The sequence below is a fragment of the Parvimonas sp. oral taxon 393 str. F0440 genome, assembly GCA_000223315.2.
GTDB lineage: Bacteria > Bacillota > Clostridia > Tissierellales > Peptoniphilaceae > Parvimonas.
This window is the reverse complement of the sequence record AFUS01000004.1, coordinates 321,524-345,784: the sequence shown is the minus strand read 5'-3', so window position 1 is coordinate 345,784 and position 24,261 is coordinate 321,524. Positions and strand designations below refer to the sequence as shown.

At 26.5% G+C, this 24,261-nt stretch carries 28 protein-coding genes, 1 other RNA gene and 6 pseudogenes; 9 read left to right on the top strand and 26 right to left on the bottom strand.

From position 1 onward, the window contains the following. Positions 1 to 11: 11 nt before the first annotated feature. The 6 genes and pseudogenes from HMPREF9127_RS02550 to HMPREF9127_RS09725 form a co-directional block, all read right to left on the bottom strand. Positions 12 to 221, bottom strand: coding sequence for a DUF951 domain-containing protein (locus tag HMPREF9127_RS02550; protein WP_009372460.1), 210 nt, complete (start codon positions 219 to 221; stop codon positions 12 to 14). A gap of 69 nt (positions 222 to 290) precedes the next feature. Then, on the bottom strand, positions 291 to 833 hold the full coding sequence (locus tag HMPREF9127_RS02545) for a mechanosensitive ion channel family protein (RefSeq protein WP_009448233.1): 543 nt from the start codon (positions 831 to 833) through the stop codon (positions 291 to 293). A gap of 200 nt (positions 834 to 1,033) precedes the next feature. Next, positions 1,034 to 1,306: a putative Se/S carrier protein gene (locus HMPREF9127_RS02540; RefSeq protein ID WP_009447867.1), complete on the bottom strand. Its 273-nt coding sequence runs from the start codon at positions 1,304 to 1,306 to the stop codon at positions 1,034 to 1,036. Positions 1,307 to 1,316: 10 nt separating this feature from the next. Beyond that, positions 1,317 to 1,553 (bottom strand): hypothetical protein, encoded by a 237-nt coding sequence (locus HMPREF9127_RS08855; protein WP_009448424.1) that lies wholly within the window; start codon positions 1,551 to 1,553, stop codon positions 1,317 to 1,319. 47 nt (positions 1,554 to 1,600) lie between these two features. Continuing rightward, positions 1,601 to 2,332, bottom strand: a complete 732-nt coding sequence (locus HMPREF9127_RS02535) for a hypothetical protein (RefSeq protein WP_009448446.1) — start codon at positions 2,330 to 2,332, stop codon at positions 1,601 to 1,603. A gap of 8 nt (positions 2,333 to 2,340) precedes the next feature. Further along, positions 2,341 to 3,630, bottom strand: a pseudogene (locus HMPREF9127_RS09725) (NAD(P)H-dependent oxidoreductase). Between the two features lie 254 nt (positions 3,631 to 3,884). Here HMPREF9127_RS09725 and mreB point away from each other — a divergent pair. The 3 genes from mreB to HMPREF9127_RS08830 all read left to right on the top strand — a co-directional run bounded on the left by mreB (position 3,885) and on the right by HMPREF9127_RS08830 (position 5,856). After that, entirely contained in the window at positions 3,885 to 4,943 is a 1,059-nt protein-coding gene (mreB, locus tag HMPREF9127_RS02525; protein ID WP_009448070.1) for a rod shape-determining protein, read from the top strand. 74 nt (positions 4,944 to 5,017) lie between these two features. Then, complete coding sequence (locus tag HMPREF9127_RS08835; protein ID WP_009447921.1) at positions 5,018 to 5,542, top strand: radical SAM protein; 525 nt, start codon at positions 5,018 to 5,020, stop codon at positions 5,540 to 5,542. Next, positions 5,530 to 5,856 (top strand): hypothetical protein, encoded by a 327-nt coding sequence (locus HMPREF9127_RS08830; RefSeq protein WP_482198142.1) that lies wholly within the window; start codon positions 5,530 to 5,532, stop codon positions 5,854 to 5,856. Before HMPREF9127_RS08835 ends, HMPREF9127_RS08830 begins: the two co-directional genes overlap by 13 nt. A gap of 53 nt (positions 5,857 to 5,909) precedes the next feature. Here HMPREF9127_RS08830 and HMPREF9127_RS02515 read toward each other — a convergent pair. The 17 genes and pseudogenes from HMPREF9127_RS02515 to HMPREF9127_RS02445 form a co-directional block, all read right to left on the bottom strand. Then, positions 5,910 to 6,254, bottom strand: a pseudogene (locus HMPREF9127_RS02515) (GNAT family N-acetyltransferase); the annotation flags it as partial. Between the two features lie 145 nt (positions 6,255 to 6,399). After that, positions 6,400 to 6,669, bottom strand: coding sequence for a DUF2087 domain-containing protein (locus HMPREF9127_RS02510; protein WP_009448025.1), 270 nt, complete (start codon positions 6,667 to 6,669; stop codon positions 6,400 to 6,402). A 73-nt stretch (positions 6,670 to 6,742) separates the two neighbouring features. After that, a pseudogene (locus HMPREF9127_RS02505) lies at positions 6,743 to 7,270 on the bottom strand (ATP-binding cassette domain-containing protein); the annotation flags it as partial. Positions 7,271 to 7,361: 91 nt separating this feature from the next. Continuing rightward, complete coding sequence (locus tag HMPREF9127_RS02500) at positions 7,362 to 8,246, bottom strand: ABC transporter transmembrane domain-containing protein (RefSeq protein ID WP_255261698.1); 885 nt, start codon at positions 8,244 to 8,246, stop codon at positions 7,362 to 7,364. 305 nt (positions 8,247 to 8,551) lie between these two features. Continuing rightward, complete coding sequence (locus tag HMPREF9127_RS02495) at positions 8,552 to 9,316, bottom strand: class I SAM-dependent methyltransferase (protein ID WP_009447789.1); 765 nt, start codon at positions 9,314 to 9,316, stop codon at positions 8,552 to 8,554. A 128-nt stretch (positions 9,317 to 9,444) separates the two neighbouring features. Continuing rightward, positions 9,445 to 9,834, bottom strand: coding sequence for a bleomycin resistance protein (locus HMPREF9127_RS02490; protein WP_004832955.1), 390 nt, complete (start codon positions 9,832 to 9,834; stop codon positions 9,445 to 9,447). A 278-nt stretch (positions 9,835 to 10,112) separates the two neighbouring features. Next, the gene (gene rsmB, locus HMPREF9127_RS02485) at positions 10,113 to 11,417 is read right to left on the bottom strand and encodes a 16S rRNA (cytosine(967)-C(5))-methyltransferase RsmB (protein WP_009448418.1); all 1,305 of its coding nucleotides are present in this window, start codon (positions 11,415 to 11,417) and stop codon (positions 10,113 to 10,115) included. 52 nt (positions 11,418 to 11,469) lie between these two features. Next, on the bottom strand, positions 11,470 to 11,724 hold the full coding sequence (locus HMPREF9127_RS08825) for a DNA-3-methyladenine glycosylase (RefSeq protein ID WP_255261671.1): 255 nt from the start codon (positions 11,722 to 11,724) through the stop codon (positions 11,470 to 11,472). Next, the gene (locus HMPREF9127_RS02480; protein WP_009447756.1) at positions 11,673 to 12,338 is read right to left on the bottom strand and encodes a methionyl-tRNA formyltransferase; all 666 of its coding nucleotides are present in this window, start codon (positions 12,336 to 12,338) and stop codon (positions 11,673 to 11,675) included. Before HMPREF9127_RS02480 ends, HMPREF9127_RS08825 begins: the two co-directional genes overlap by 52 nt. Then, the gene (gene def, locus HMPREF9127_RS02475; protein ID WP_009448284.1) at positions 12,338 to 12,832 is read right to left on the bottom strand and encodes a peptide deformylase; all 495 of its coding nucleotides are present in this window, start codon (positions 12,830 to 12,832) and stop codon (positions 12,338 to 12,340) included. Before def ends, HMPREF9127_RS02480 begins: the two co-directional genes overlap by 1 nt. Positions 12,833 to 12,841: 9 nt before the next feature. Next, positions 12,842 to 13,099 (bottom strand): hypothetical protein, encoded by a 258-nt coding sequence (locus HMPREF9127_RS08820; protein ID WP_009448331.1) that lies wholly within the window; start codon positions 13,097 to 13,099, stop codon positions 12,842 to 12,844. Further along, positions 13,075 to 15,237, bottom strand: a complete 2,163-nt coding sequence (gene priA, locus HMPREF9127_RS02470; RefSeq protein WP_009448148.1) for a replication restart helicase PriA — start codon at positions 15,235 to 15,237, stop codon at positions 13,075 to 13,077. The genes HMPREF9127_RS08820 and priA overlap by 25 nt, the downstream gene beginning before the upstream one ends. After that, a complete protein-coding gene (locus HMPREF9127_RS08815; protein WP_255261697.1) occupies positions 15,231 to 15,506 on the bottom strand; it encodes a phosphopantothenoylcysteine decarboxylase domain-containing protein in 276 nt (91 codons plus the stop codon). Before HMPREF9127_RS08815 ends, priA begins: the two co-directional genes overlap by 7 nt. 52 nt (positions 15,507 to 15,558) lie before the next feature. Further along, on the bottom strand, positions 15,559 to 16,350 hold the full coding sequence (coaBC, locus tag HMPREF9127_RS02465) for a bifunctional phosphopantothenoylcysteine decarboxylase/phosphopantothenate--cysteine ligase CoaBC (protein ID WP_255261670.1): 792 nt from the start codon (positions 16,348 to 16,350) through the stop codon (positions 15,559 to 15,561). Between the two features lie 60 nt (positions 16,351 to 16,410). Further along, positions 16,411 to 16,608 carry a DNA-directed RNA polymerase subunit omega gene (gene rpoZ / locus HMPREF9127_RS02460; protein ID WP_004832943.1) on the bottom strand — a complete coding sequence of 66 codons (198 nt, stop codon included), beginning with the start codon at positions 16,606 to 16,608 and terminating at the stop codon, positions 16,411 to 16,413. Positions 16,609 to 16,620: 12 nt separating this feature from the next. Continuing rightward, positions 16,621 to 17,174 (bottom strand): annotated as a pseudogene (gene gmk, locus HMPREF9127_RS02455) (guanylate kinase). 31 nt (positions 17,175 to 17,205) lie between these two features. After that, positions 17,206 to 18,090, bottom strand: coding sequence for a YicC/YloC family endoribonuclease (locus HMPREF9127_RS02445; protein WP_009448400.1), 885 nt, complete (start codon positions 18,088 to 18,090; stop codon positions 17,206 to 17,208). A gap of 198 nt (positions 18,091 to 18,288) precedes the next feature. Here HMPREF9127_RS02445 and HMPREF9127_RS08340 point away from each other — a divergent pair, with 198 nt between their 5' ends. After that, on the top strand, positions 18,289 to 18,678 hold the full coding sequence (locus HMPREF9127_RS08340; protein WP_009448450.1) for a hypothetical protein: 390 nt from the start codon (positions 18,289 to 18,291) through the stop codon (positions 18,676 to 18,678). Positions 18,679 to 18,755: 77 nt separating this feature from the next. Further along, positions 18,756 to 19,103, top strand: a transfer-messenger RNA (tmRNA) gene (gene ssrA, locus HMPREF9127_RS07685). Between the two features lie 201 nt (positions 19,104 to 19,304). Here ssrA and HMPREF9127_RS02435 read toward each other — a convergent pair. Continuing rightward, a complete protein-coding gene (locus HMPREF9127_RS02435) occupies positions 19,305 to 19,592 on the bottom strand; it encodes a hypothetical protein (protein ID WP_009448442.1) in 288 nt (95 codons plus the stop codon). Positions 19,593 to 19,826: 234 nt separating this feature from the next. On the opposite strand from HMPREF9127_RS02435, the gene HMPREF9127_RS08185 reads away from it, so the two are divergent. The 4 genes and pseudogenes from HMPREF9127_RS08185 to HMPREF9127_RS07675 all read left to right on the top strand — a co-directional run bounded on the left by HMPREF9127_RS08185 (position 19,827) and on the right by HMPREF9127_RS07675 (position 22,498). Continuing rightward, positions 19,827 to 20,282, top strand: a complete 456-nt coding sequence (locus HMPREF9127_RS08185) for a sunset domain-containing protein (protein ID WP_009448151.1) — start codon at positions 19,827 to 19,829, stop codon at positions 20,280 to 20,282. Between the two features lie 39 nt (positions 20,283 to 20,321). Beyond that, complete coding sequence (locus HMPREF9127_RS02425) at positions 20,322 to 20,876, top strand: hypothetical protein (RefSeq protein WP_009448252.1); 555 nt, start codon at positions 20,322 to 20,324, stop codon at positions 20,874 to 20,876. Between the two features lie 344 nt (positions 20,877 to 21,220). Further along, positions 21,221 to 22,272: pseudogene (locus HMPREF9127_RS02420) on the top strand (YeeE/YedE family protein). A gap of 52 nt (positions 22,273 to 22,324) precedes the next feature. Beyond that, positions 22,325 to 22,498, top strand: a complete 174-nt coding sequence (locus HMPREF9127_RS07675) for a sulfurtransferase TusA family protein (RefSeq protein ID WP_081446152.1) — start codon at positions 22,325 to 22,327, stop codon at positions 22,496 to 22,498. Positions 22,499 to 22,529: 31 nt separating this feature from the next. On the opposite strand, the gene HMPREF9127_RS02415 is transcribed toward HMPREF9127_RS07675, so the two are convergent. Both HMPREF9127_RS02415 and HMPREF9127_RS08810 read right to left on the bottom strand, forming a co-directional pair. Continuing rightward, the gene (locus tag HMPREF9127_RS02415) at positions 22,530 to 22,862 is read right to left on the bottom strand and encodes an NFACT RNA binding domain-containing protein (protein ID WP_009448135.1); all 333 of its coding nucleotides are present in this window, start codon (positions 22,860 to 22,862) and stop codon (positions 22,530 to 22,532) included. Next, positions 22,859 to 24,260 (bottom strand): annotated as a pseudogene (locus HMPREF9127_RS08810) (Rqc2 family fibronectin-binding protein). Before HMPREF9127_RS08810 ends, HMPREF9127_RS02415 begins: the two are co-directional and overlap by 4 nt. Between the last annotated feature and the right edge of the window lies 1 nt (position 24,261).

The following is a 24,261-nucleotide window of genomic DNA, read 5'->3' as shown; positions in this document are numbered from 1 at the left end:
AACTACCTCCTTTATAGATTTGCAACTTTGAAAAGTTTTCCGTCTATTTCAACTTTTCTAAGTCTTTTTTCAAAATCAATTCTTTTAATCCAAACTTCCCTTTCACAACCTAGACATTTCAATTTTATTTCAATTCCCGTTTTTAAAATCTCCCATCTATTTGTGCCACAGGGATGTTCTTTTTTTAGCACTACAATGTCCGACACTTTGTATTTATACAATTTTATCACCCTTTTCAAGTTTCAAAAATTCAATATTTTTTTCTTTAAATTTTTTATACAATTCTTCTCTTAATTTTTTTCGTTTTGCCATTGCGTAGAGTGTTTACTCCAAATTGCAATAGCAATCTTTACATAATATTTTTCAGTTTCAGTAACTCCAAAAAATACCGGATTTTTGATTACACTTTTATATTTTTTTGAAAATTCTGGCGAAAAATCATTTATGATTTTCTTAACTTTTTCAACATCTACATCAGTTGGAAAACAGAAAGTAACAACAGATCTTTGATTATTTTTACTTAAATTTGTAACAGTTGTTATACTTCCGTTTGAAATGGTATTTACACTTCCATCATAACCTTGTATCTGAGTATTTCTCATATTTATAGCAATAACATTTCCTGAAATTCCATTTATTATTACATCATCTCCAATATTATATTGGTCATCCAATAAAATAAAAACTCCACTGAATAAATCTTTAATAATACTTTGAACTCCAAAGGCAATGATAATACCACCAACTCCGGCAGTAGCTATCAAAGATAAAGTATTTACATCAAAAATACTTAAAATTATAACTATTACAATAAAATAAATTATATATTTCAATACACTTGATGAGATGGAAACAATAGAATTTACTTTTTCGAATTACTAAAATCATTCTTTTTATATGTTTTAACTAAATTCGTCAAAGCCTTTGTAAAAATATAAATAATAATTTTTGCAACCAAAAAACTATGACCGATAAAACTATTTTTATAATTAAACTTCTGAGCGAGTCCGAATAAATCAAATTTTCAAAAAATTTATTCATTAATATTTATCTCCGTTACAACATTTCCTCTATCTTGTGTCTTTTCAAAAAACCAAAGATAATCTACATTTTTACCTGCCTCTTTCAATGATTTCACCGTTTCCAGCTCATTTGGATCAAGTAAAATAGCCAAACCGCAAGAACGGCTTACTTCCCTTGGCGTAGGAATTGTTTTAAATTTCTTTTCTAAATTTTTAAGTTCTTTTTCCAATTGCATTGTATGATTAACTGAATTAAAAGTCATTAATAAATATTTTTCGTTCAAAATATCCCTCCTATTTTATCTTTTTATATCTATCTTTTAATATCAAATAAACTGAATCTTCGCTCTTTATTGAATCTATTATATCTTCAGAAAATTCTTTCATACTAAAACTAGATTTGTCCACTAATACATACCCCGTTTTTTTCACCAAAAGAATCTCTCCAGTCAAATTATACATTTTTACATAGTCATTTCCAGTATCTATAGTTTTTTCAAGTTTTAAATCCTTAGCATTAAAAACTTTCAAATCCTCAGAATATAAATATATTTTTCCTGAACTATAAATAATATTCTTTAAATCTTTAATATAATATTGATTTTTAATAATATTTTTTCAAAAAGATATAATTTTTCATTTGTTACCACATAAAGTTTATCATCTGAATCATTTACAAATCCAAAATCTATTATAAACTCATTAAAAAATGTAAAATCACAAATAGACGATTTATCTTTTACATTTAATATATGAAACCTTGATTTAATAACATTTTCAGATTTTAAATAATCAGAATATACAAAATTATTATTACTTTTTGAAAATTTTACATATCCCGGATTTTGAACATCATCATTCGAATATATTTCCGTCAAATTTTCATCAAAAATTCTAAAACTTGCATTATTTACCAATATTAATTTATTATTTTCAACAAAAAAATCTAAACTCTCTTTTTCTAATGATATTTTTTTTATCTCATCAAAATTCTTACTATACATAATTAATTCATTAGGCATAAGTGAATAAATGACGTCATTTGAAATTCTAATTTTACCATTATTCACAATTTCTTTTTCTATTTTCAATTTCCCGTTTTTATTGTATCTAGAAAATTTGTTTTTCTCAAAAACAAACATTTCATCTTTTACAAATTCTATTTTATTATAGGGTTTTGAAAAATCAAAAGTAACTTCTTTATTAGCATTACCTGAGAATTTCAAACTTAAAAATATAACAAACAGAAAAACTGCAACAACAGAAATTACGATTGCAATTTTATTTTTATATTTAGAAATAATTTCCATATTTTCTCCTAAAGACCTAATTTATCTTGTTTTCTTCTAAGTTTTGTTATAATATGATTTTCATCTAATTCCACCATATCAAGAGTTATAAGTTCATCTTTTTTTACATCTACTTTTAATTGGTTTTTTTCGTAATCATAGCAATAGGTAAAAGATTTTCCTTTTTTGATACGCATGGCTAGTAATCTTTCCAAAAACGGATTTCCCGCCAATTCCATCCAAAATTTCTCCTGCTTTTAAGTCCCTCTTTGCAACTGTAACTGTATCCGAAACCTGTCCACAAGCAGGAACAATAGTTGATTCTTTTTCAACAATTGCATTATAAATTGTAATTGGAGTTTCCAAACTTGTTAAATGATAAGGTCTATAAATCGCATAATTCGGTCCGTCACCCATTTTTAAATATTTCATTAAATCGTGAACTTCATCACTATCACTTGTAACGATAGCGAAAACACCCGGAGCTACCCCAAAAGCAAAATCTACAGTCTTATAATTATTTAAAATTCCTCCCTGTTCCTTTAAAGAGAATATTTTACCAAGTTCTTTAGGTGTAGCGTTTGGACCATGACATCCGATAACGTCAGGAGTAAAACCTAAAGCATTTGCAGCACTTGTAAGTTCAATCATAGTATTTGTTCCGTCAATGAAACCTGCAAGTATTTTAGGATAAAGTCCTTTTGAAATTGCTTCTTCCCTAACATCATCTTCAGTAATATAATGATTAAGAGGATTATTTTTTCCTTTTCCTACCGCAAGTAGTTTAAAGCCCGCTCCTAAAGCAAAATCAGCAAGTTCCATAATTGCTCCCGGTTCATCTCCTGCAGAGCCTGTATAAATTACATTTTCTTTTTAGCTAAATTATATAAATAAGGTCCGATAACCGCATCACATTCAACATTTAGCATAATCATATGCTTTCTATTTTCAATAGTTTCTGTTGCTAAAATTGCTCCAAAAGGAGGATTGCCAGTTGCATCAACAATACCTTTAATATCCTGTAATTTACAAGCAATGGAATAATCGTCAGAAACGACATACATCCCATTTTTTATAGAATTTTCAATTATTTTTATATTATCACTTGTAGTAATATCTGACTTTCTAACTCCAGATGAAATAAGAGCTTCCATAGCTTTTTCAGGTTTTTCGTCAATTACAACAGAACTTGTAAGCCCTTTAATTCTTGAAAGCTGATTAACAAGTCCTTTTCCCATTTTTCCTGCTCCAACAATGGCAAACTTAACTTCTTTATTTGCATTATATAAATTATTAAGTTTGTTTTTCATTCTAAACATAAAAGTCCTCCATATTAATTTTAATTTTATTATTCTTATTTTACTACAACATATAAATTTTATCAAATTTTTTAATATTCAATTTTCCCTTTACTATCTGTAATTTTTAGTGTAAAATTATAATAGATTAATTTCGTTTAGATTGATTAATCAAGGAAATTATGTTTAAATTAAATTTGAAAATAGGATTATCCTTGTTTTTATTATGGGTAATTTTTTAAGGAAAATATATAGAAAAATTTTAGGAGATTTTTATGAAATATTTTAGAAAAACTCTTGCCATTGATTTTGGAACATCAAAGGTAGTTACTTTCGTTGAAAATAAAGGTATCGTTGTGAATGAACCATCAGTCGTTACTATGGATACATATAAAAATAAAATATTATCTTATGGAGAAACTGCAAAAAAATTATTAGGACGTACTCCCGGTAATGTAGTTGCAAAAAGACCGGTAATAGCTGGGAATATTGTAGATTTTAATGTAACTGAAGCCATTATAAAAAGAGCCATTAAGAAATCTATCGGAAAGAATTTCTTTAGACCAAATGTACTAGTTTGTATTGCAAGTGAATTGACACAAGTACAAAAAAGAGCCATTACTCAAGCAGTAAAACTTGCAGGAGCAAATAATGTTGTCCTTTTAGAAGAAACTATAACTGCTGCAATAGGCTGTGGAATTAATGTAAATGAGACATCAGGTACTATGGTTGTAGATATCGGAGCAGGAAAAACTGATATTTCTGTAATTTCAAACGGAGAAATAATAATTGCAAAAAGTTTAAATATCGGTGGAAATTCTATTGATCAAGCAATAGCAGACTTTATTCGTACAAGGTATAATATGTTGATTGGAGAAAACACTGCAGAACTTATCAAGTTATCAGCAGCAAGAGCATATCCTACAAATGACGGTTCAATGTATGAAATTAAAGGAAGAAATGTAATGAATGGACTTCCAATGCATATTTTTGTAAATGATTCGGATATTTCTCATGCAATCGGGATGACTTTAAACAAAATTTTAAATGCAATAACAGAAACTTTAGAAAAAACTCCGCCTGAATTAATTGCTGATATTTCTGAAAAAGGTTTAATTTTAACAGGAGGCACTTCTCAAATTCCAGGACTTGTTGAATTAATAACAGATAGAACACATTTAGAAGTATTAAATCCGGAAAATCCTGAATTAATGGTAATAAAAGGTGCAGGAAGATTTTTGAAAAATGTTGATTTCTCAAATGATGAAATAGAATATTTAGACGAATTAAAACGTCATGTTTTAGAACAAAAAGAACAATTAAGAAAGAGATAATATGCAAAGATATAATGATTTAAGTTCTTATCTAAAAGAAAAATTCGGTTCAAGGCTTTTAAAACTCTCCATCGATGGAGGGTTTTCTTGTCCAAATAGAAAAACGGAAAAAAGGATGTAAATTCTGCTCTGAAAGTGGAAGTGGAGAATTTACAACTAAAAGAAAGTCTATAACCGAACAATTAAACGCTCAAATCAAATTTTTAAAAGATAAAGATAAATACAATGGATATATCGCTTATTTTCAAAGTTATACAAATACATTTTTACCCATGGAAGAACTTAGAAAAATGTACTATGAGGCAATAAATTTCCCGAATGTAAAAGTGCTATCCATTGCTACAAGAGCAGATTGTTTTAATGAAGAAATTTATAATTTACTTGCAGAACTGAATGAAAAAATTGAAGTCTGGATTGAACTTGGACTACAAAGCTCAAATGAAAACACAAGAAATAATATGAATATAGGTTACAGTACGGAAACTTTTGAAAATTGTGTGAAAAGATTAAAAGAATTAAATATAAAAACTATTTTCCACATAATCTTCGGTCTTCCAAATGAAACAAAAAAGATTATAAAAATACAATTGATTATGTAAATACTAAAAAACCTTGGGGCATTAAAATTCACAGTCTCTATATTCAGAACGATTGTGAACTATATGAAGAATATTTAAAAAGTAGCTTCAAAGTTATAACTTGGGATGAATATATAGATGCTCTAATCATGGCAATAGAAAATTTAGACAAGGACATAATTATTCATAGGCTCACAGGAGATGGCGATAAAGAAAAACTTGTTGCTCCCCTTTGGTCAAAAAATAAAATTAAAACAATAGGAGAAATTAGTAAAATTCTAAAACAAAGAAATTCATATCAAGGAATAAACTACAAAAATAAAGGAGCTTTATAAAGCTCCTTTAACATTTCTCTATTAAATTAATTAACCATAAAAATATTGAAAATCTAATACAATCTATACAATTTCATACCCCATTCATCAACTCCATTTTCTACAAATCCTAAATTTTTCCAAAATCTAATTGAATTTTCTTTCATTGAATTTAAAACATAGTGATTTGCTCCAAGTGGTTTTGTATATTTTTCCAATTTTTTAAAACATTCCAAACCTTTGGATTTATTTCTAAACTCAGGATATATCCAAAAATCAAGTATAAAACATTCTCCAAAATATTTTCCATCTTCATTGGTATAAATCGTAAATTGAACAGCTCCAATTTCTATATCATTTTCAAAAAAATATGCAATATAATGTCTATCCTTATCATTATTCATACGATTTTCTAAAAAATCTCTATACTCGCTACTTGAAAAATATTATATTTCTTCCTTATCTGTAACAATTTCATCTTCTATTAAATACTTAATATGTTTATCCCAAAACACATTTGTTTCATTAACAGAAATTTCTTTTATATATATCATATCTCTACTCCTAAATTAAATCTAATACCGACTTATCAAAGAAATACTCGTTTCCATCATCAGTCCTTTTTAAAAATCCAAAGTCAACCATATATCTTCTCAAGTAGCAAAAATCTGCATAGTATTTCTTTAAAATTTCATTAATCTCTTTTTCCGTATATTTTCTTTCGTCAAAACAAATAGAAGCTAAATAAACAAAAAGTTCATATTTATCTTTCTGTTTTTTTGGCATATTTACAATCATACCATCTTTTATCCATTTATCCTTATTAAATTCCATAAATATCTCCCAAAATAATTTAACAATTGCTGTAATACAGGCTTTAGTGCGAATACTTCAATTTTTTATAATCTTAAATATAAATTATATCATCAAAATTATCCAAGAAGTCTTTTTCCACATTATGAGTAATCATAATTATTGTCTTATCTTCCATTTCCAATAACTTACTACAAACATACTTTTCCATATTTTTATCCATTGCGGAGAAAGGCTCATCTAAAAGTAATATTTCTTTACCGGATAAAATTGCTCTCAAATAATTTACTAATTGTTTTTCTCCTCCACTTAATTCGTTGTTGTTTTTTGATTTTAATAAAATATCAACTTTATTTCGCGGAATATATCTATTATCCATTTCCAAAATAGTTTTATCAAAACTGTCAAAGATACTTACATTGTCCCAAAAATTTTCAGAAAATATATGAGATTTTTGAGTTAAATACATTATCAACTGATTACAAAATCTATAAGAAACTTCTATATCATCTATTGTAATACGACCGTCTGTACAAGAAAGATTTCCATTTATAAGATTTAAAAGTGTAGATTTTCCCTTTCCACTTTCTCCGATAATTGCATATTTTTTATTTTTCTCAAAAGTATAAGAAAATTTTTAATTATATAATCATCATATTTAAAACTTACTTTATCGCATTTTATATTATTAGTAAATTTTACATTTTCCACTTTCAAATTTTATTTTCTGAAATTTCCAAAAGTACATTTTTCATAACAATTTCTACCGATTTACGAAGACTTATTGCATCAATCACAGTACGAAGTGGAAACATAAAATTTTGAATATATGCAATAGTAGCTGTTGCAATTCCGGCTGTAATTTCTCCTTTGTATAGTAGAAATGCCATAATTCCAAATGATGAAATATTAATCATATACATAACCAGCCCATTTAAAACATTTACAAAAGTTTTAAATTTCCCAAAATTATATCTGCTTTCTTCCAATTTACTAAGAGAAATTTCGTAATTCTTATTTATATTTTTGTATGTAAAACAATTTATAAATGCATAACCGCTTAATAAATCTATAATTTTTGAATTGTAAAAAGCTGTATCGTCAAGCAACTTTTTCTTCTTTTTTGAAAATTTATTGGCTGTTAAATTTGGTAAATACAAGACAATCAAAGCAACTAAATATATTATAATTGCAATTTTATAATTTAATATAAAGATATAAATTGCATAAATAATAAATGAAATCAAAGATTCAAATATCATCATAGTATATTCTAAATATTCAGCACAGGAAGCAATATCATTATTTAATCTTGAATTATAATCTCCTATACTGTTTTTATTAAAATCAGAAGGTTCTTTACAGATTATTACAGAAAACAAATTTTCTCTAAAATACAGATTAAATTCTTTTTCAAGCCTCCAAGCACTTCTTTGACTTATATATTGTGCTCCCATTCCAATAACAATAAGAAGAACAAATATCCCTGTTAATTTAACAACATCATAAATTCCATTACTATAACTATTATCAATCATATATTTTATAACAGTCGGCAAACCCGCTATTGCCAATATGTAAACAAAATGGAAAAAAATTCTTAAAAATATAAATTTTTTAATTTTTAAATATAAAATTCAAATTTATCACTCCTATTGCTACTTTTTAAGTATTTTTAATCAAAACTATCTCTTTTCGTTCATTTTTCTACGTAACTTCAAGCATTATTCTTGTTAGCTTATATTATATTTTTTCAGTTTCATTTTTATTGAAATATCCGATATTTTCTTTTCTTTTCTATTAAGGATATTATTTAATTGTTTTACTTCGACAAACTTAGATTTAGATTTTAACCCTTACGGAAAATAAAATGGACTATTCTCCTGAAGTATGTTCTATAATATTATAGTTTAATACAAAGTGTAGCTATATAGTCATTTCCATAACGTGATAATCTATTTCTTTTGTCACACGATTCATAAAAATCTATCATAGCGAGACCGTTTTTAAGTTGTCCTCTAATTTGAGTTTCTAAGGTATGGCTAAATTCATATCCATATTCTGGATTTATTGTTATCTTGCCTTCCTCTTCAAGCTTTTTTGAATTAAAAGGTATTGAAAACTTTAAAAGTAATTCCTCATCGGGTTTGTCCCATACAATGTCAGCATCATACATGTATATCCAAGGATTCATAAATCCGACCATTAACAGTCCACCCTTTTTCAATACTCGAGAGGCTTCTTTATACATGTTTTCTAAATCTTCTATATATACATTTGAAACCGGATTAAAAATAATATCAAAAGTTTCATTTTCAAATGGAAATGGTTTTGTCATATCGCCTTGAACTGTATTGATTTTTAAGCCTTCTCTTTTAGCAACCATATCATCTCTTTGTAATTGTGATTTAGAAAAATCCATTATGGTTACATCATAACCTTTTATAGCAAAAACCGGACCCTGCTGTCCACCACCACAAGCTAAACCTAATATCTTTTTTCCGTTTGCTTTTTTAAACCATTCTTTTGGAACTTTTTTCCCAACAGTTAATGCAACAGAAATTGGATTATTTCTAACTTCTTCTAATTCTTCATGTGTCAATGGCTCAGTATAGTCATTTTTTACATTATTCCATCTATCTTCATTTAATTTTATATAATTGTTCATCTTATAATCTCCTCGTAATTTTATATTATTTCGATTTAAGTTGAATATCGGCACTTTCTTTTTGTCATTTTATTTAATTGTTTTAGCGCGACAAGTCTGAGTTTACCTACCCTTCAAATCAAGAGTCATCAGTTTGTAAACCTCAATAAATATCCATTAGGATCTTGAATCAGGAACTCCATTTGTATTTCTTCAATTCCGTTAACCCTATATACACTTCTAATCAGTTCTCTGTAAATCTCTAATTGTTTGCTTTTCACTAATTCATATAGTTTCTCAATATCATCAACTGATATTGAAAAATTTATTCCTCTTCCTAAAGGATAGATTAGTTCCCCTGTATTCCAGCCATCATCATGAATTTGTTCAAACATAAACTGACTATCTTGAAAAGACATAAAAACAAATTTCACTTCCGGTCGTTCGTACTCTATTTTAAATCCTAATTCTTCATAAAAATTTTTAGTCTGAACAATATCAAAAACTGATAATTCAGGAATCAAACTATTAAACTCCATATAAACTCCTCATAAAATTCTAATTTGCCAATTTTTCATTCATTTTATTATACCACTTTCCCCCAATATTTGTCATCCAATCAAGCTGAATATTTATTTTTCTAACTATGTTTTTTAATCCACCATAAAATAGTACAAGATTTTTAAGGCTTTTTTCCCTTTTGACTTATTTTATCCTTAAATAGTTCATCATCTTGACTCATTTCCTTCCGATTTGCTAATTTTTGATTAAGACAATTTTCTTATAAAAAAGAGATTGAAGACTAGTCCTCAATCCCTTAATTCTCTTTAATAAATTTTATTATAAAAAATCCATTATGTTTTTGCTTTTCAGGTAATAATTTTATAAATTTCTCTGATTTACCCAAAAATTCAACATCTTTTATTTTTAAATTTTTATGTTTTTCTAAAAAATATTTGACATTTTCTTCATTTTCACATTTCAAAACAGAGCAAGTGCTGTAAACTATCTCTCCTTTATCTTTTAGATATTCTACTGCATTATCAAAAATTTTTCTCTGTAATTCAATTATTTCATCAATAGTTTCTTGACTTCTGAATAATTTTATTTCAGGTTTTCTATCCATAACTCCAATTCCTGAACAAATTACATCACAGAGTATATAGTCAAATTGTTCTTTATATTCCTCTTTGTAAATTGAAGCGTCAAAATTTAGTAATTTTACATTTTTTATATTAAGTCTTTTACAATTTTCTTCTATCTTTTTTAATTTACTCTTTACAATATCGTTCGCAAAGATTTCTCCACTATTTTTCATCTGAAAAGCTAGATGACAAGTTTTTCCACCCGGTGCGGAACAAATATCTAAAACTTTTGAATTTTCTTTTGGAGCTAAAACTTCTCCCGTTAAAATACTTCCAACATCTTGAACTGTAAAATCTCCTCTTTTAAAACTTTCAGTTTCCAATATATTAGTAGGATTTTCTACAAAATAAGTAAATTTTGAAATTTCAGATTTTTTTAGCTTATATCCGTCTTTTTTCAAGTCCTTAACAACTTTTTCTTCCGTCTTTTCAAAAGATGAAATTCTTATTGCAAAATGAGGTTTGAACATTGAATTTTCAAGAATTTTTATAGTTTCTTCCCTACCATAATCAGAAAGCAATATTTTTACAATATCCATATTTGCAGAATATTTTATAGAGATAGCTTCCTCTACATCGTCAGCTTCAATCTTTATAAAGTCTTCTTTATTTCTCAAAAAATTTCTTAAAGATCCATTAACAAAAGAGGAAAATTTTTTAAGTTTAAAAACTTTTGTAAGATTAACAGCCTCATTTATTATTGCAAATTCAGGAATTTTATCCATAAAAATAATCTGATAGATAGAAATTCTTAAAATATTTAATATATATGGATTGAACTTCTTAATTCTTAGTTTACAAAGCTTTTTGATTATATAATCAAGATAAATTCTATTTTCCAAAGTTCCATATACAATTTCTCTTAAAAATTTGCTATCTAAATCAGAAATATTTTTTGTGCTTTTATTTAATAAATTTGTTGAATTTGAATTTTCATCTTTGATTTCACAAAGAATTTCAACTGCAAGTTTTCTCATTATTTTAAAATTTCTCCAACTTTAATAGAATTGCCACGAAGATAGTCTTTAACTAAAACTCTTTTTTCCCTGAAAATTGAATTTCTAAAAGTTTTATACTTCCATCTAAAGTTTTAACAAAAATTGCATCATCTGAAACTTTAAAAATTGTTCCGACAATTTCATTCGGATTTTCTTTAGAAATTTCAGCTCTATGAATTTTTATATTTTCTCCCAAATATTCGCAAAATGTACTAGGCCAATTGTAAAAACCTCTTATTTTGTTGAAAATATTTCTTGAAGTATCATTAAAATTAAGTTTTCCCATTTCCTTTTTATCATTGGAGCATAGGAAAATTTATCTCCCTGTTTAACTCTGTTTTTATATTTATTCTCAAAGTCATTAATAGTTTTAACAATCAAATTTGAACCCATTTTCGATAATCTTTCATAAAGTGTTTCAGCATTATCTAAATCAGAAATTTCAGTTTCTTCAATATCCAAAACATCTCCCGTATCAAGCCCAACATCTATTGACATAATACTAACACCTGTCTTTTCTAACCCATTTACAATAGCCCAATTTATTGGTGCAGACCCTCTTAATTCAGGTAAAATTGAAGCGTGAATATTTAAAATTTTTCCATGCATAAAGTTGATTAATCTTTTATCAATTATCTGTCCAAATGCTACCACGACAATAAAATCAGGGTTTATTTCTTTTACGAATTCAAAAAATTCATCACTCTTTACACTATCAGGAGTTACAACTTCAAGACCAAGTTCCAATGCTCTTTGCTTTACGGGAGTCGGTAATAATTTTTTTCTGTTTCTAAGTTTGTCTTTTTGAGAAACAACTAAAGAAACTTCAAAATTTTCATTCAAAGTTTCTAAAGGTGGGACTGCGAAATCCGGAGTTCCCATAAAAATTATTTTTTTCATTATTCTGCCTCACCATAATACAATTTTTCATACATTTCAGCTTCTTCTCCCTCCAAAGCTAAATCTGTAAATAAAATTCCATTTAAGTGATCTATTTCATGACAAATACAAACAGCTAATAATCCTGTTGCATCAATAATTTGTTCATTTCCGTCAATATCTGTATATTTGAATTTTACTTTTTCGGGTCTCTTTACAAAACCTCTAACATCAGGAATTGAAAGACAGCCTTCAGGTCCAACTTGTTCTCCGGAACTTTCTAAAATTTCAGGATTTACCATTTTAAGTAATCCGTGTTCATCTCCGACATCAATTGTTACAAGTCTTTTTAAAATTCCTATTTGTGGACATGCAAGTCCAACTCCGTCTGAATCATACATTGTTTCTACCATATCTTCTAGTAGATTTTTTATTTTATCATCTATAACTTCGACTTTCCTTGCCTTTTTTCTAAGAACAGGATCGCCATCAATTCTAACATTTCTTAATGCCATTTTTCCTCCTTAATCTATCGTCAAAATTAATTTTCCATTTTTTTCAGTATTAAATGAATACTTTTTGTTGAAAATTAATTCTGTTAAAAATTGTCTAAAGACCTCATAGTCTTCTAGAACTTTTATAGTCAAATTATATCTATACACCATATTTACCCATTTTATAGCATCAGGATTAGGTCCTAGAATAATTATATTTTTTAAATTTATTTCTTTTTTAAATTTATCAAAAATTAAATCTCTTATTTTTTCAATTCTTCCATACAATTTTCAACACTTTTACTCTTAAATTGAAAATTCACTATATGAGCCTTTGGCGGATAAAGAAAACTTCTTCTAAAATTTATTTCTTCTCTGAAAAACTCTTCATAATTATGATCAGAAGAATTAACAATGCTATAATGACTTGGTTTATAAGTTTGGATTATAACTTTTCCCTCTTTTTCTCCACGACCTGAACGACCTGCAACCTGTGTCAAAAGCTGAAAAGTTTTTTCAGCAGATCTAAATGATGGAATATTTAAACTTATATCAGCAAGTACAACTCCTACCAAAGTTACATTTGGAAAGTCGAGCCCTTTTGAAATCATCTGAGTGCCGATAAGAATATCAATTTCCTTATTTTTCATCTTTTGGTAAACTTCTCCATAGACTCCTTTTTCCTTTGAAGTATCTGCATCTATTCTACAAACTTTAGCATCTCTAAAAGCATTTTTAATATATTCTTCCAATGCTTCTGTTCCAAAGCCGAATTCTTTTATGGATTGTTTAAAACAATTTGGACATATTTTAGGTTTTGGTTTAGTTCTTCCACACATATGACAAATGCAAATATCTTTTCTATTATCTTTATGATATGTCATGGAAATATCACAATAATCGCATTTTTGAACATAACCGCAACTTCTGCAAAAAACGAAAGAGCTTCTTCCACGTTTATTTAAAAATAAAATTACCTGTTCTTTTCTATCCAAAGTTTTTTGAATTGCTTCATAAAGACTATTGCTTAAAATACTTTTATTTCCAAGTAAAAGTTCCTCACGCATATCAACAATTTCAACTTCGGGTAAGGAATTTTTTGTAGCTCTGTTTTTTAATTCTAAAAGTTTAATATCTTCACTATCTGTTCTTGCATAGATATTTACAGACGGAGTTGCAGAGCCTAAAACAAGTTTTGCTCCTGACAATCCGACTAAATATTCTGCCACTTCGTGAGTATAATATTTTGGATTTTGATCGCTTATATAGCTTGATTCATGTTCTTCATCAATTATTACAAGCCCCAAGTTTTTTATAGGAGAAAAAATTGCAGATCTAGCTCCAACTACAATTTTTATATCCTTGTCTTGAATTTGTTTCCATTGATTTAATTTTTCAATCATTGTAAGTCTGGAATGGATAATTGCAATATCATTTTCAAAACGTCCTGAAAATCTCTCTATGGTCTGTGGTGTAAGACTAATTTCAGGAACTAAAATTATACTGCTTTTTCCCTGTTCTAACATATTTTCAACAAGTTGAAGATAAATCTCAGTCTTTCCACTACCAGTTATTCCATGAATTAAAAATTTATTATTTTCGGAATTTAAAATATTATCTAAAACATCTTTTTGTTCTTTATTTAACTTTAATTTTTTATAGCTACTTTTTTCTTCAATAGAATTTTTATAAATTTTATTTTCAGTTAAAACAAGTGCCTCCATTGAAATCAAAGAATCTACTACAGCTTTTGTAAAGTTGTTTTCTCTTAAATTTTTAACGCTTACAAAATCTTTTCCTTTTAAAAAATTCAAAAGCTCTAATTGTTTTACTGCATTTTTACGAATTTTTGAAAAGTCAAAATCTTCATTTAGTTTAACAAATTTTTCTAAAAATTTATTTTCCGAGTTGTTATATTTGTATTTTTTTACTAAAATTTTATTTTCAATTAGATAATTTACCTTTTTATCATCATTATAAAATTCTCGAATTTCTAAAATGTTTCTTCTCTTTGAAAAAAATTCAGTTTCAACAGTTGAAAATTCATTGTATTTTTCTTTATTTAAAACAAAAAATTCTTCAATTTTACTCCAGTCTCCGGGAGGCAAAACACAATTTAGACAATAGGAAAGATTTGTAATGTATTTTTCACTCATAAACTTTGCGAGTTTAATCTGTGTTTTACTTACAATTTCCTTTTCATCTATAACCATATTAATTTCTTTGAACTTTATATCTGTTTCAACATCTTTTTCATCTAAAATATTTATAACAAGTCCAATTGTTCTCTTATTTCCTTTACCAAAAGGAACAATTACCCTCTTACCTACTGAAATTTCTTCTTCTATATTTTTAGGAATTTTATAAGTAAAAATATTTTCAGCTCTTGATAGTAAAAAAGACTTAACAACAACTTCTGCTAACATATTTTCTCCAAAATAGCATCTAAAATTTTATCTGCAATTTCTCTCTTAGTTAAAACTTCCGTTTCAATTTCACTATCTTTCGTAATGATAGTAACCTTATTAAAATCAGAACCAAAGCCCCTATCTTTTAATGAAACGTCATTTGCAACTATCATATCCAAATTTTTATTCTTCATCTTTGAAATTGCATAATCTTTAACTGAATTTGTTTCAGCTGCAAAGCCTACAACAAATTGTGATTTTTTGTGCTCTGAAATACTTTTTAAAATATCAATATTATTTTCAATTTCAATATTTTCAAAATTTTCAGTCTTTTTGATTTTAAAATCTTTTTATTTTTACCTTAAAATCAACTGGTGCAGCAGGCATAATCAAAATATCTGCCTCGTCAAAATTTTCTTTAAGAGAGTTATACATATCTTCATTGGTTTTTACATCAATATATTCAATTCCAAATTTTCTGTAATCACTATTAACTTTTCCACAAACTACTTTTACATCAGCTCCACGTCTTTTAGCACATAAAGCCAATTCATTTCCCATTTTTCCACTACTGTAATTTGAAATGTATCTAACAGGATCAATGTCTTCAACTGTAGCACCATTTCCTATTAACACCTTTTTTCCTAGTAAATCTTTTTTTACAAAATAACTCTCAATTTCTTCAAAAATTCTTTCAGTAGTAGGAAATTTTCCTTTTCCATAGTCTCCACAAGCAAGACGACCATAATCCGGACTTAAAACAATATGTCTTTCTTTTAAAGCTTCAATATTTTTTTGAGTTACCGGATTTTCATACATATTAACATTCATAGATGGCACTAAAATCATCTTTTTTGTATGTGCAAGTACGATATTTGTAATCAAATTATCTGCAATTCCGTGAACAATTTTAGCCATAGTATTTGCAGTTAGTGGTGCAATAACAAAACAATCTGCATTTTTTGCAAGTTTTATATGCTTAACTTGACTATCCATATCTCTTTCATAAACATCACTATAAACTTTATTTTGACTTATTGTTTCAAAAATCAACGGATTTATAAGTTTAGTTGCGTTTTCAGTCATAACAACATTAACTTCATATCCTGCCTTAACCAACATACTTACCAAGTCTAAAGACTTGTAAATTGCAATTCCAGAAGTTACTCCAACTAAAATATTTTTTTCATCTTAATCTTCCTTTTCTTTTTTAGTTACCTTTTGAGCTACTATTTCTTGAAGTGCTTGAGTAATTGGTTTTTGAGCGTCTGTTTCCATTAAATTTTTAGATCCATTTACAATTCTTCTAGCTCTTTTACTTGTCATAACAACTAAAGCATATCTACTCTTATCAATTTTTTCCAATTCTTTAAATGATGGATTTATCATCTTTCATTCCTCCTATTTCTTAATCTTTAATCTTTCGGCTTCAATAATAGCCTTCATTTTATCTACACTTTCATCTATAAAATCATTCACTATGGAATAATTATATTCATTTAAAAATTCAACTTCTTTTTTTGCATTATTCATTCTTAAATTTACAGTTTCTTCATCTTCCGTTCCACGTTCTACAAGTCTTCTCTTTAACTCTTCAAAATCTGGTGGCAAAACAAAAACCAAAACAGCATCAGGATAATTTTTCTTAACTTGAAGTGCACCTTGAACGTCAATCTCTAAAATTACGACATCCCCTTGATTAATAGAATTTAAAACAAAATCCTTAGGAGTTCCATAATAATTCCCATGAACTCTTGCGTACTCTAAAAGTTTTTTATCTGCTATCATCTTTTCAAACTCATCATTTGAAACAAAAAATAGTTTTTCCCATGTTCTTCATTAGGTCTTTTATTTCTACTAGTTGCAGAAATTGAATACTTAATATCTTTATTATCTCTTAATAAAATATCACAAATAGTACCTTTCCCAACTCCTGACGGACCTGAAACAACCATCAAAAATCCCTTTTTCATATTACCTCCAAAACTATTCAACATTTTGAATTTGTTCTCTAAGTTTTTCTATAATAACCTTCATTTCAATAACATAAGTTGAAATTGCATAATTATTTGATTTACTTGCTATTGTATTGATTTCTCTATTCATCTCTTGTAATAAAAATTCAATTTTTTTACCAACTTGACTTTCTAAATTTAAAAACTTCTTAAAATTTTGAATATGTGAATGAAGTCTTGTGATTTCTTCACTTATATCAAGTTTATCTGTATAAAAAATTACTTCAAGATTTAATCTGTTTATTTCACTTTCAGATAATTCATCAGAAAATTCATTTAGTTTTAATTTTAATTTCTCAATTTGATTATTTAAAACATCCTCTTTTCTTTCTATGATATTTCCTAAATTATTTTCAAAAGCTAAAAGATTGTCCAACAAATCCTTATTCAGATTTTCTCCTTCAACAATTCTCATTGAAACAAGCTCGTCAACTGACTTTTCAATAGCTTCCAAAACATTCTTTTTCAAATATTCTTCATCAATCTCAGAAGTCTTAACATCAACTACATTTTCATTTCTAACAATATGCCCAATGCTTACAGAACTTTCTATTCCCAGATTTTTTGAAATATTTTTATAAGCCTCAAAATAAGCAGAAGCTAAATCATAATTAACATCCAAAGCGGAGTTATTTTCAGAAAACTTTTGTTTTCCTCTTATAAAAATATCAACTCGTCCTCTTGACAATTTTTTTCTTACGACTTTTTTTATATCTTCTTCACAAAAATTTAAAAAATATGGTAGTTTAACTTGAATATCTAAAAATTTATGATTTACAGCTTTCATCTCAAAAGACAAATCATAATTTTCATCAACGAACTCACTTCTACCATAACCGGTCATTGATTTTAACATCTTTTTCTCCTTAAACATTTATATTATTTTTATATTAATAAATTATAAATCGAACAAAAAATTTTTACAATACTTTGTTACGAAAATTTAATAATTTTCTTTAAAAATATATTTTTCATATAAAATACTTTACAAAAAACTTTAAAATCTTATAATAAAGTTGTAAATTGCTAATATTTATATAAAAAGGAGGATACTATGAAATTACTAAAAGAAAAAATTTACTCAATATTTAGTTTTTTAATATTTTTATTTTATCTAATAACCTTAGAATTATCAGCAGGTAGTTATCCTTCCGATCAACCATATATGCACAATCCAACAATATTTAAAAACTTTTTGCTAGTTATTTCTCTAATTTTTATATTTATATTTATAATAATACTGATAACAAGAAATACCAAATATTTCTTAGTGATAAATATAGGAATAATCTTATTTTTTATTTTTAGAGTTTTTGAATTTTTCAAAAAATATAAAAGATTATATCAAGATACACTAACAATAATTTTACTTATCCTTGCAATTATTTCAGTAATTATAATTTTTGTATTAATTTCAAAAATATTTAAAAAATTAAATAAATAAATGTATTTCAAATTTGACATAATTATAAAATCTGGGTATAATAAAAGTAGCTTTATAAGGCTACTTTTATTAATTATGGGGATGAACTGGCTTCGACGGGGAAGTTGCAGTATCATAAGCGAATTGTTGTATCCAATCAACATAAAAAGTGGTAAATTAAATATAAACGCAGAAAATAATAATTTTGCATTAGCTGCCTAGTCAGCTATTTGGAGTCTATTCTTTCCCCACAAAAGTCTAAACTCTATCATTAAATTCGTGGGCAACCTTTACAAAAGTTCTTAGATTTGTAATTGTATTTATAAGATACCTTTAACTGATTTTGTTAATTTATAGGTTATTGGGAAATTTAAAATTGACTGTATTCGGAGAAAGTGATATGAATGCTTTTTCGGACGTGGGTTCGACACCCACCATCTCCACCAACCTTTAGTTCTTGTTATATAAGTTTATAAAATGGCTTATTTTCAAGAACTTTTTTATTCAGTTTTTATATAATTTTATATAACTTTATATAAAATTATATATAATGGCAACCCAATGGCATCCTAAACAATAAAAAAAGGGAGCGATTAAGTTCCCCTATTCTAATTCAGTACTAACTATATTTCTTAATATTTAATTAGTTACTCAATTTTCCCTTTATAAAACAATTCTTTAGTCTTATCTATTTCAATTTTTAAACGTCTTTTAAATTCCTCATTACGTTTATCATCTCCATATTCCGCGATATCTGTTATTTCTGGTAAATCTTCGTTTAAAAATTCTGTAACTTCTGCATTTTCTTTATACATTTCATCATAATTATCACATAAATAATCTTGAACATAAAAAGCAAAATAATGAGTTTCTTTTTCTTCGTGTTTACCTTGAAAAAATAATTCTACATCATTAAATAATTTTTCTATTAACATTTTTATCTAAATTCCTTTACAATGGTATTTGAATTATTTAATATTCATTTTTAATTATACTATTTTTATAGTATAATTTTAACTTTTAAAATAAATATATTAACAATTATATTATACCATTTTAAATTAATTATTAAAGCTCTTATTTTTAAATATAAAAATAGTTGCCTTTATTTACATTTAAGTTTATAATATAGAAAAGGAAAACTTTTATTTGTTAAAGGAGAATTTATTATGAAAAAAATTGCTATTATGTTATTAATGAGCATTATATTAGTTAGTTGTTCATCAAAAAAAGAAGAAACTCAAAAAATTGAACAACAAGCAAAACTTGAAAAAGAGAAAAAAGAAACAGAAAAAATGCTAGAGGAACAAAAGAAAAAGGAAGAGGAGAAGAAAAAACTGGAAGAACAGAAACGTAAAGAAGAGGAGAAGAAAAAATTAGAGGAAGAAGAAAAGCGTAAAAAAGAGGAAGAACAACAAAAGCAAGAAGAACAAAGAAAGCAAGAAGAACAGAAAAGACAAGAAAAAGAAGCTAGTGAATCAGTAGAGATACATGCAAATATAAAATCCAAAATTTATCATATGCCAGGTCAAGCACATTATAATAGAATTTCAAGCAAAAATTTAGTTATATTTCATAGCGAACAAGAAGCTATTAATGCAGGATATAGAAAAGCAAAAAAATAGAATTAGAATAATTTATAAAAAATTTAGGGAGAATTTATTATGAAAAAAATTGCTATTACGATATTAATAAGCATTATATTAGTTAGTTGTTCTAATAAAAATAATGAAGAAAATAAAGTTGTTAAACAGTTACAAGAGCAAAAAGATTCTTTGGAAAAGAAAAATAATGAATTACAAGAAAAAAATGATTCTCTGGAAAAAGAAAATAAAGAATTAAAAGAAAAAATAAAAAATTCAGAAAATAACACTCTTAACAGTGAATCTGTTGCAAAGATTAATAAATATTTGCAAGAATTCAATAATTCTAATAAACATTTTGCCAAGACTACATTTGATGAAAAGAATAATACAGTTAATATTGAATTAGTTGAGCAAGCTGCTTCAGATGTATCAGGATTGATTGACTATAATGATAAAGGTATGATGACTAAACCAATGCTTGAAGGTTGGCAAAATGAAATTGTTGATACAGCTTTATTAATATCAAAAAATCTTGATAAAAGTATAACAGTAAAAATTTTACAACCAACAGATAAAACCAAAACTATAGTTGAAGTAAAAGCTGGAAAAGTAATTAAAGATATAATGAAATAATTTAATTAAAATCATATTATATTATAAAAGAATAATTCCCAAACAAATATTGGAGCCTACGCTCCTTTTTTGTTTGATTTGTTTCTATTTTTCATCAAAATTGTAAAATAGATTTTTCAACTTAATCTGTAAAAACTCAATTCAGATAAAATTATTAATAATTTTAGAATTATTAGTTTTGACATTTTTTAAAAATATATTTTAATTATTATGTCATAAAATATAATTAAATTTTTCTTTAATTTTCTCACAATAAGCTAATAAATCCATAAGTAAATTTAATTGACCTTTTAGCAATTTTTTGTTAAAATTGTACTTGACGATAATTTAAAAAGGAGGATAATATGATTTATACAGGATTACTTTTTGGTTTTCTTTTTGGCTTTTTATTAAAGAGATCAAGATTTTGTCCAACAGGAACTATTCGTGATATTTATCTTGAAAAGAGATATTATAACTTAGTTTTACTCTTAGCAATTATTTTTACTAATGCTTTGATTTATCATATACTACGTTATTTTGAGCTTGTTCCAATGACATTTTTAGTAGAATTTCCGGTAATCGGTATTGCGTTTGGTAGCTTAATATTCGGTTTTGGTGCAGTTATGTGCAACGGATGTCTAACAAGCACTCTTATAAAAAGCGGTGACGGTAGAATTATTGGATTGATTTCTCTAGTAACCTTCACAATAACATCATATATTGCTGTAAAAGGACCGTTAAAACCTCTTTCCAATTATTTTGCAAATGGAAAATTGACTTTACCGGATGAATTTTTAGAAAAATTACCTTTTTCACCAATAATATTATGTGCAGTTGTAGTTTTAGTATTATACTTCCTAATGTTCAGACATTATAAATCACATAAATTAAAATTTAAGTTGCCTAGTAGATATACAGGTATTCGCCACATATTTTGTGAAAAGATGTGGTCAAAAGAACTTACTGTTATTTTAATAGGTCTTTTAATGGGATTAGCTTTTTATTTTAGTAGCCTAACAGGACGTATTGGTAGTTTCGGGATTTCAACACCGATTTTGACTTGGGCAGATAAAATTTGTCCAATAGAAACTGCCGGTATAGGATGAGGCGTTGACGGCCAAGGTCTTGGCTGGGGAAGTATGTTTGTTTTAGGAATTATACTCGGTTCTTTCTTTACATCTTTTATTAGTAAAGAATTTTCAATCATTATGCCGAATAAAAAACAATAATATACACAATCATAGGTAGTGCATTAATGGCACTTGGAGCTATTTGGGGACAAGGTTGTATCATTTCAAACGGATTTGTTTTCACCGCTCAATTATCTATGAAAGGTTGGTTTGCATTTGTATTCTTAATGCTAGGAATTTGGATAAGTGCAAGAATATTTTTAGTTACAAAACAAAGGAGTTAAGATGGACGTAATAAAAGTAAATACACACGGACTTGATTGACCTCTTCCACTTATAGAGCTTAAAAAAGCTTTAGGTGATGCTCAGGTTGGGCAAATTATTGAATTGGAATTTACATGTCCAGAAGCTGTTGGAACTTTACCTTTATATTGTCAAGAACATAATCATGAAATTTTATCTTTTGATAAACTTGACAGAGAAGGTTGGGTAATAGTTTTAAAAAAATAGAAAAACAAAAAATAGAATGGTTTTTGCCATTCTATTTTTTATATTTATCATACAATTTATCTTTAAAGTCTATAAATAAGGTTTTGTAATTATCGTAATATACCATTCCAAGCCCTGTTCCCTTTGCTTTTCGGATATGTTTTTTTTCTGTGTAATCTACATTTGCATATCCTTCATTTTTAAAATAACTATAATACCCTGCTAAAAATCCGGCAATTTTATAGTCATCTTCTGTTAGGTTTGCACCTCTTAAGATTACATGGCTTCCCGGAACATCTTGTGCATGGAAAAATATATCATTTTTATTTGCAAATTTTAATGTTAGATTTTCATTTTGTAAATTATTTTTTCCAACATAAATCAATGCTCCTGAGTCTGTTTCAAAGACATAAGGCTTTGACTTTTCAAGTTTTTGTTTATTTTTTTACTTTTCCTTACATATCCTAAAGAAATAAGTTCCTCTTCAATTTCAGAAAGCTCGTTTAATTCTGTAATAATTTCAATAGTTTCCAAAATTTGTTTTATATACTTCATTTCTTCTTCAATTTTCGGCAATTCAGCCTTTATTATTTCGTCAGCAGTTTTTAACTTTTTATATTTTTTATAATATGCTTCAATATTTTCTCTTGGAGATTTCTTTTCGTCAAGTGAAATTTCAATATCTTTCATATTATCATAAATATTTCCTACCGATATTTTTTCATTCCCTTTTCTATCTTATAGATATTTATGGAAAGTAAATCGGCATAATTTTTTAAATCCTCTTTACTTTGATTATTCAAAAGTTCATCATTCATTGCCAAATATTTATTTGTAAGTCTGTTTAATTTTGTAGTCAAAATCTTTTTAAATCCTGAAGCCTTTTGATTTATCCTATCTCTTAGAGAATTGTTATGATAAAAACTTTCGACTAATTTTGATAAACTATCGACACTTTCTTTTTTTCATACAAATTCAAGTCAAAACAATAAAAATCTTTGTTGTTATTCATTTCATCTTTAATAAAAATTGGATAATAATTTTTAGCTTTAATATTTTCAACTAATTTCACAAAATTTTCATCAATTCTTTGTATATTTTCCACACTTAAATTTGCAGAATTTATATCCGAATCAACATTTGAATTATTTAATAACTCATAGGAAATTATTGGAGAAAATCCTAAATAATTTGAATAAAAGAACTTTTTCATTGAAATTGGCTCTGAATTTTTCAAAATTTCAGAAGGTAATTTATAATTTTCATCTAAAATATTCTCTTTTTCATCCTTTACAAAAAAGTAATCCTTATTAGGAAAAACCTCTCTTATACTACTTTGTCTGGAGTCTATATGCTTAATTGCATCAATAATTTTATTGCTCTCTTTATCAACAAGAATTATATTTGAATGTTTTCCCATAATTTCAATAATTAAAAGTTTTTTACTAAGTTCTTTTAATTCATTTAAATTTTCAATTTCAAAGCAAACAACTCTATCCATTTTATGTTGATATATATTTTTAATAGTACCTCCAACTAAATGTTTCCTTAACAACATACAAAAATTATATGCGGTTATCGGATTTTTTTTGCTTTTTTCACTCAAATGAATTCTTGAAAGATTATTTGCACAAGAAAGTAATAATTTATAATTCTCCTTGTTGTAAATCTGTAAATTTATTTCATTTTTATCCGGTTGATTTATCTTATTTATTTTTCCATTTAATAAAAGCGGATATATTTCATCAACAACCGCTTTTGTAAAAATTCCATCAAAACTCATT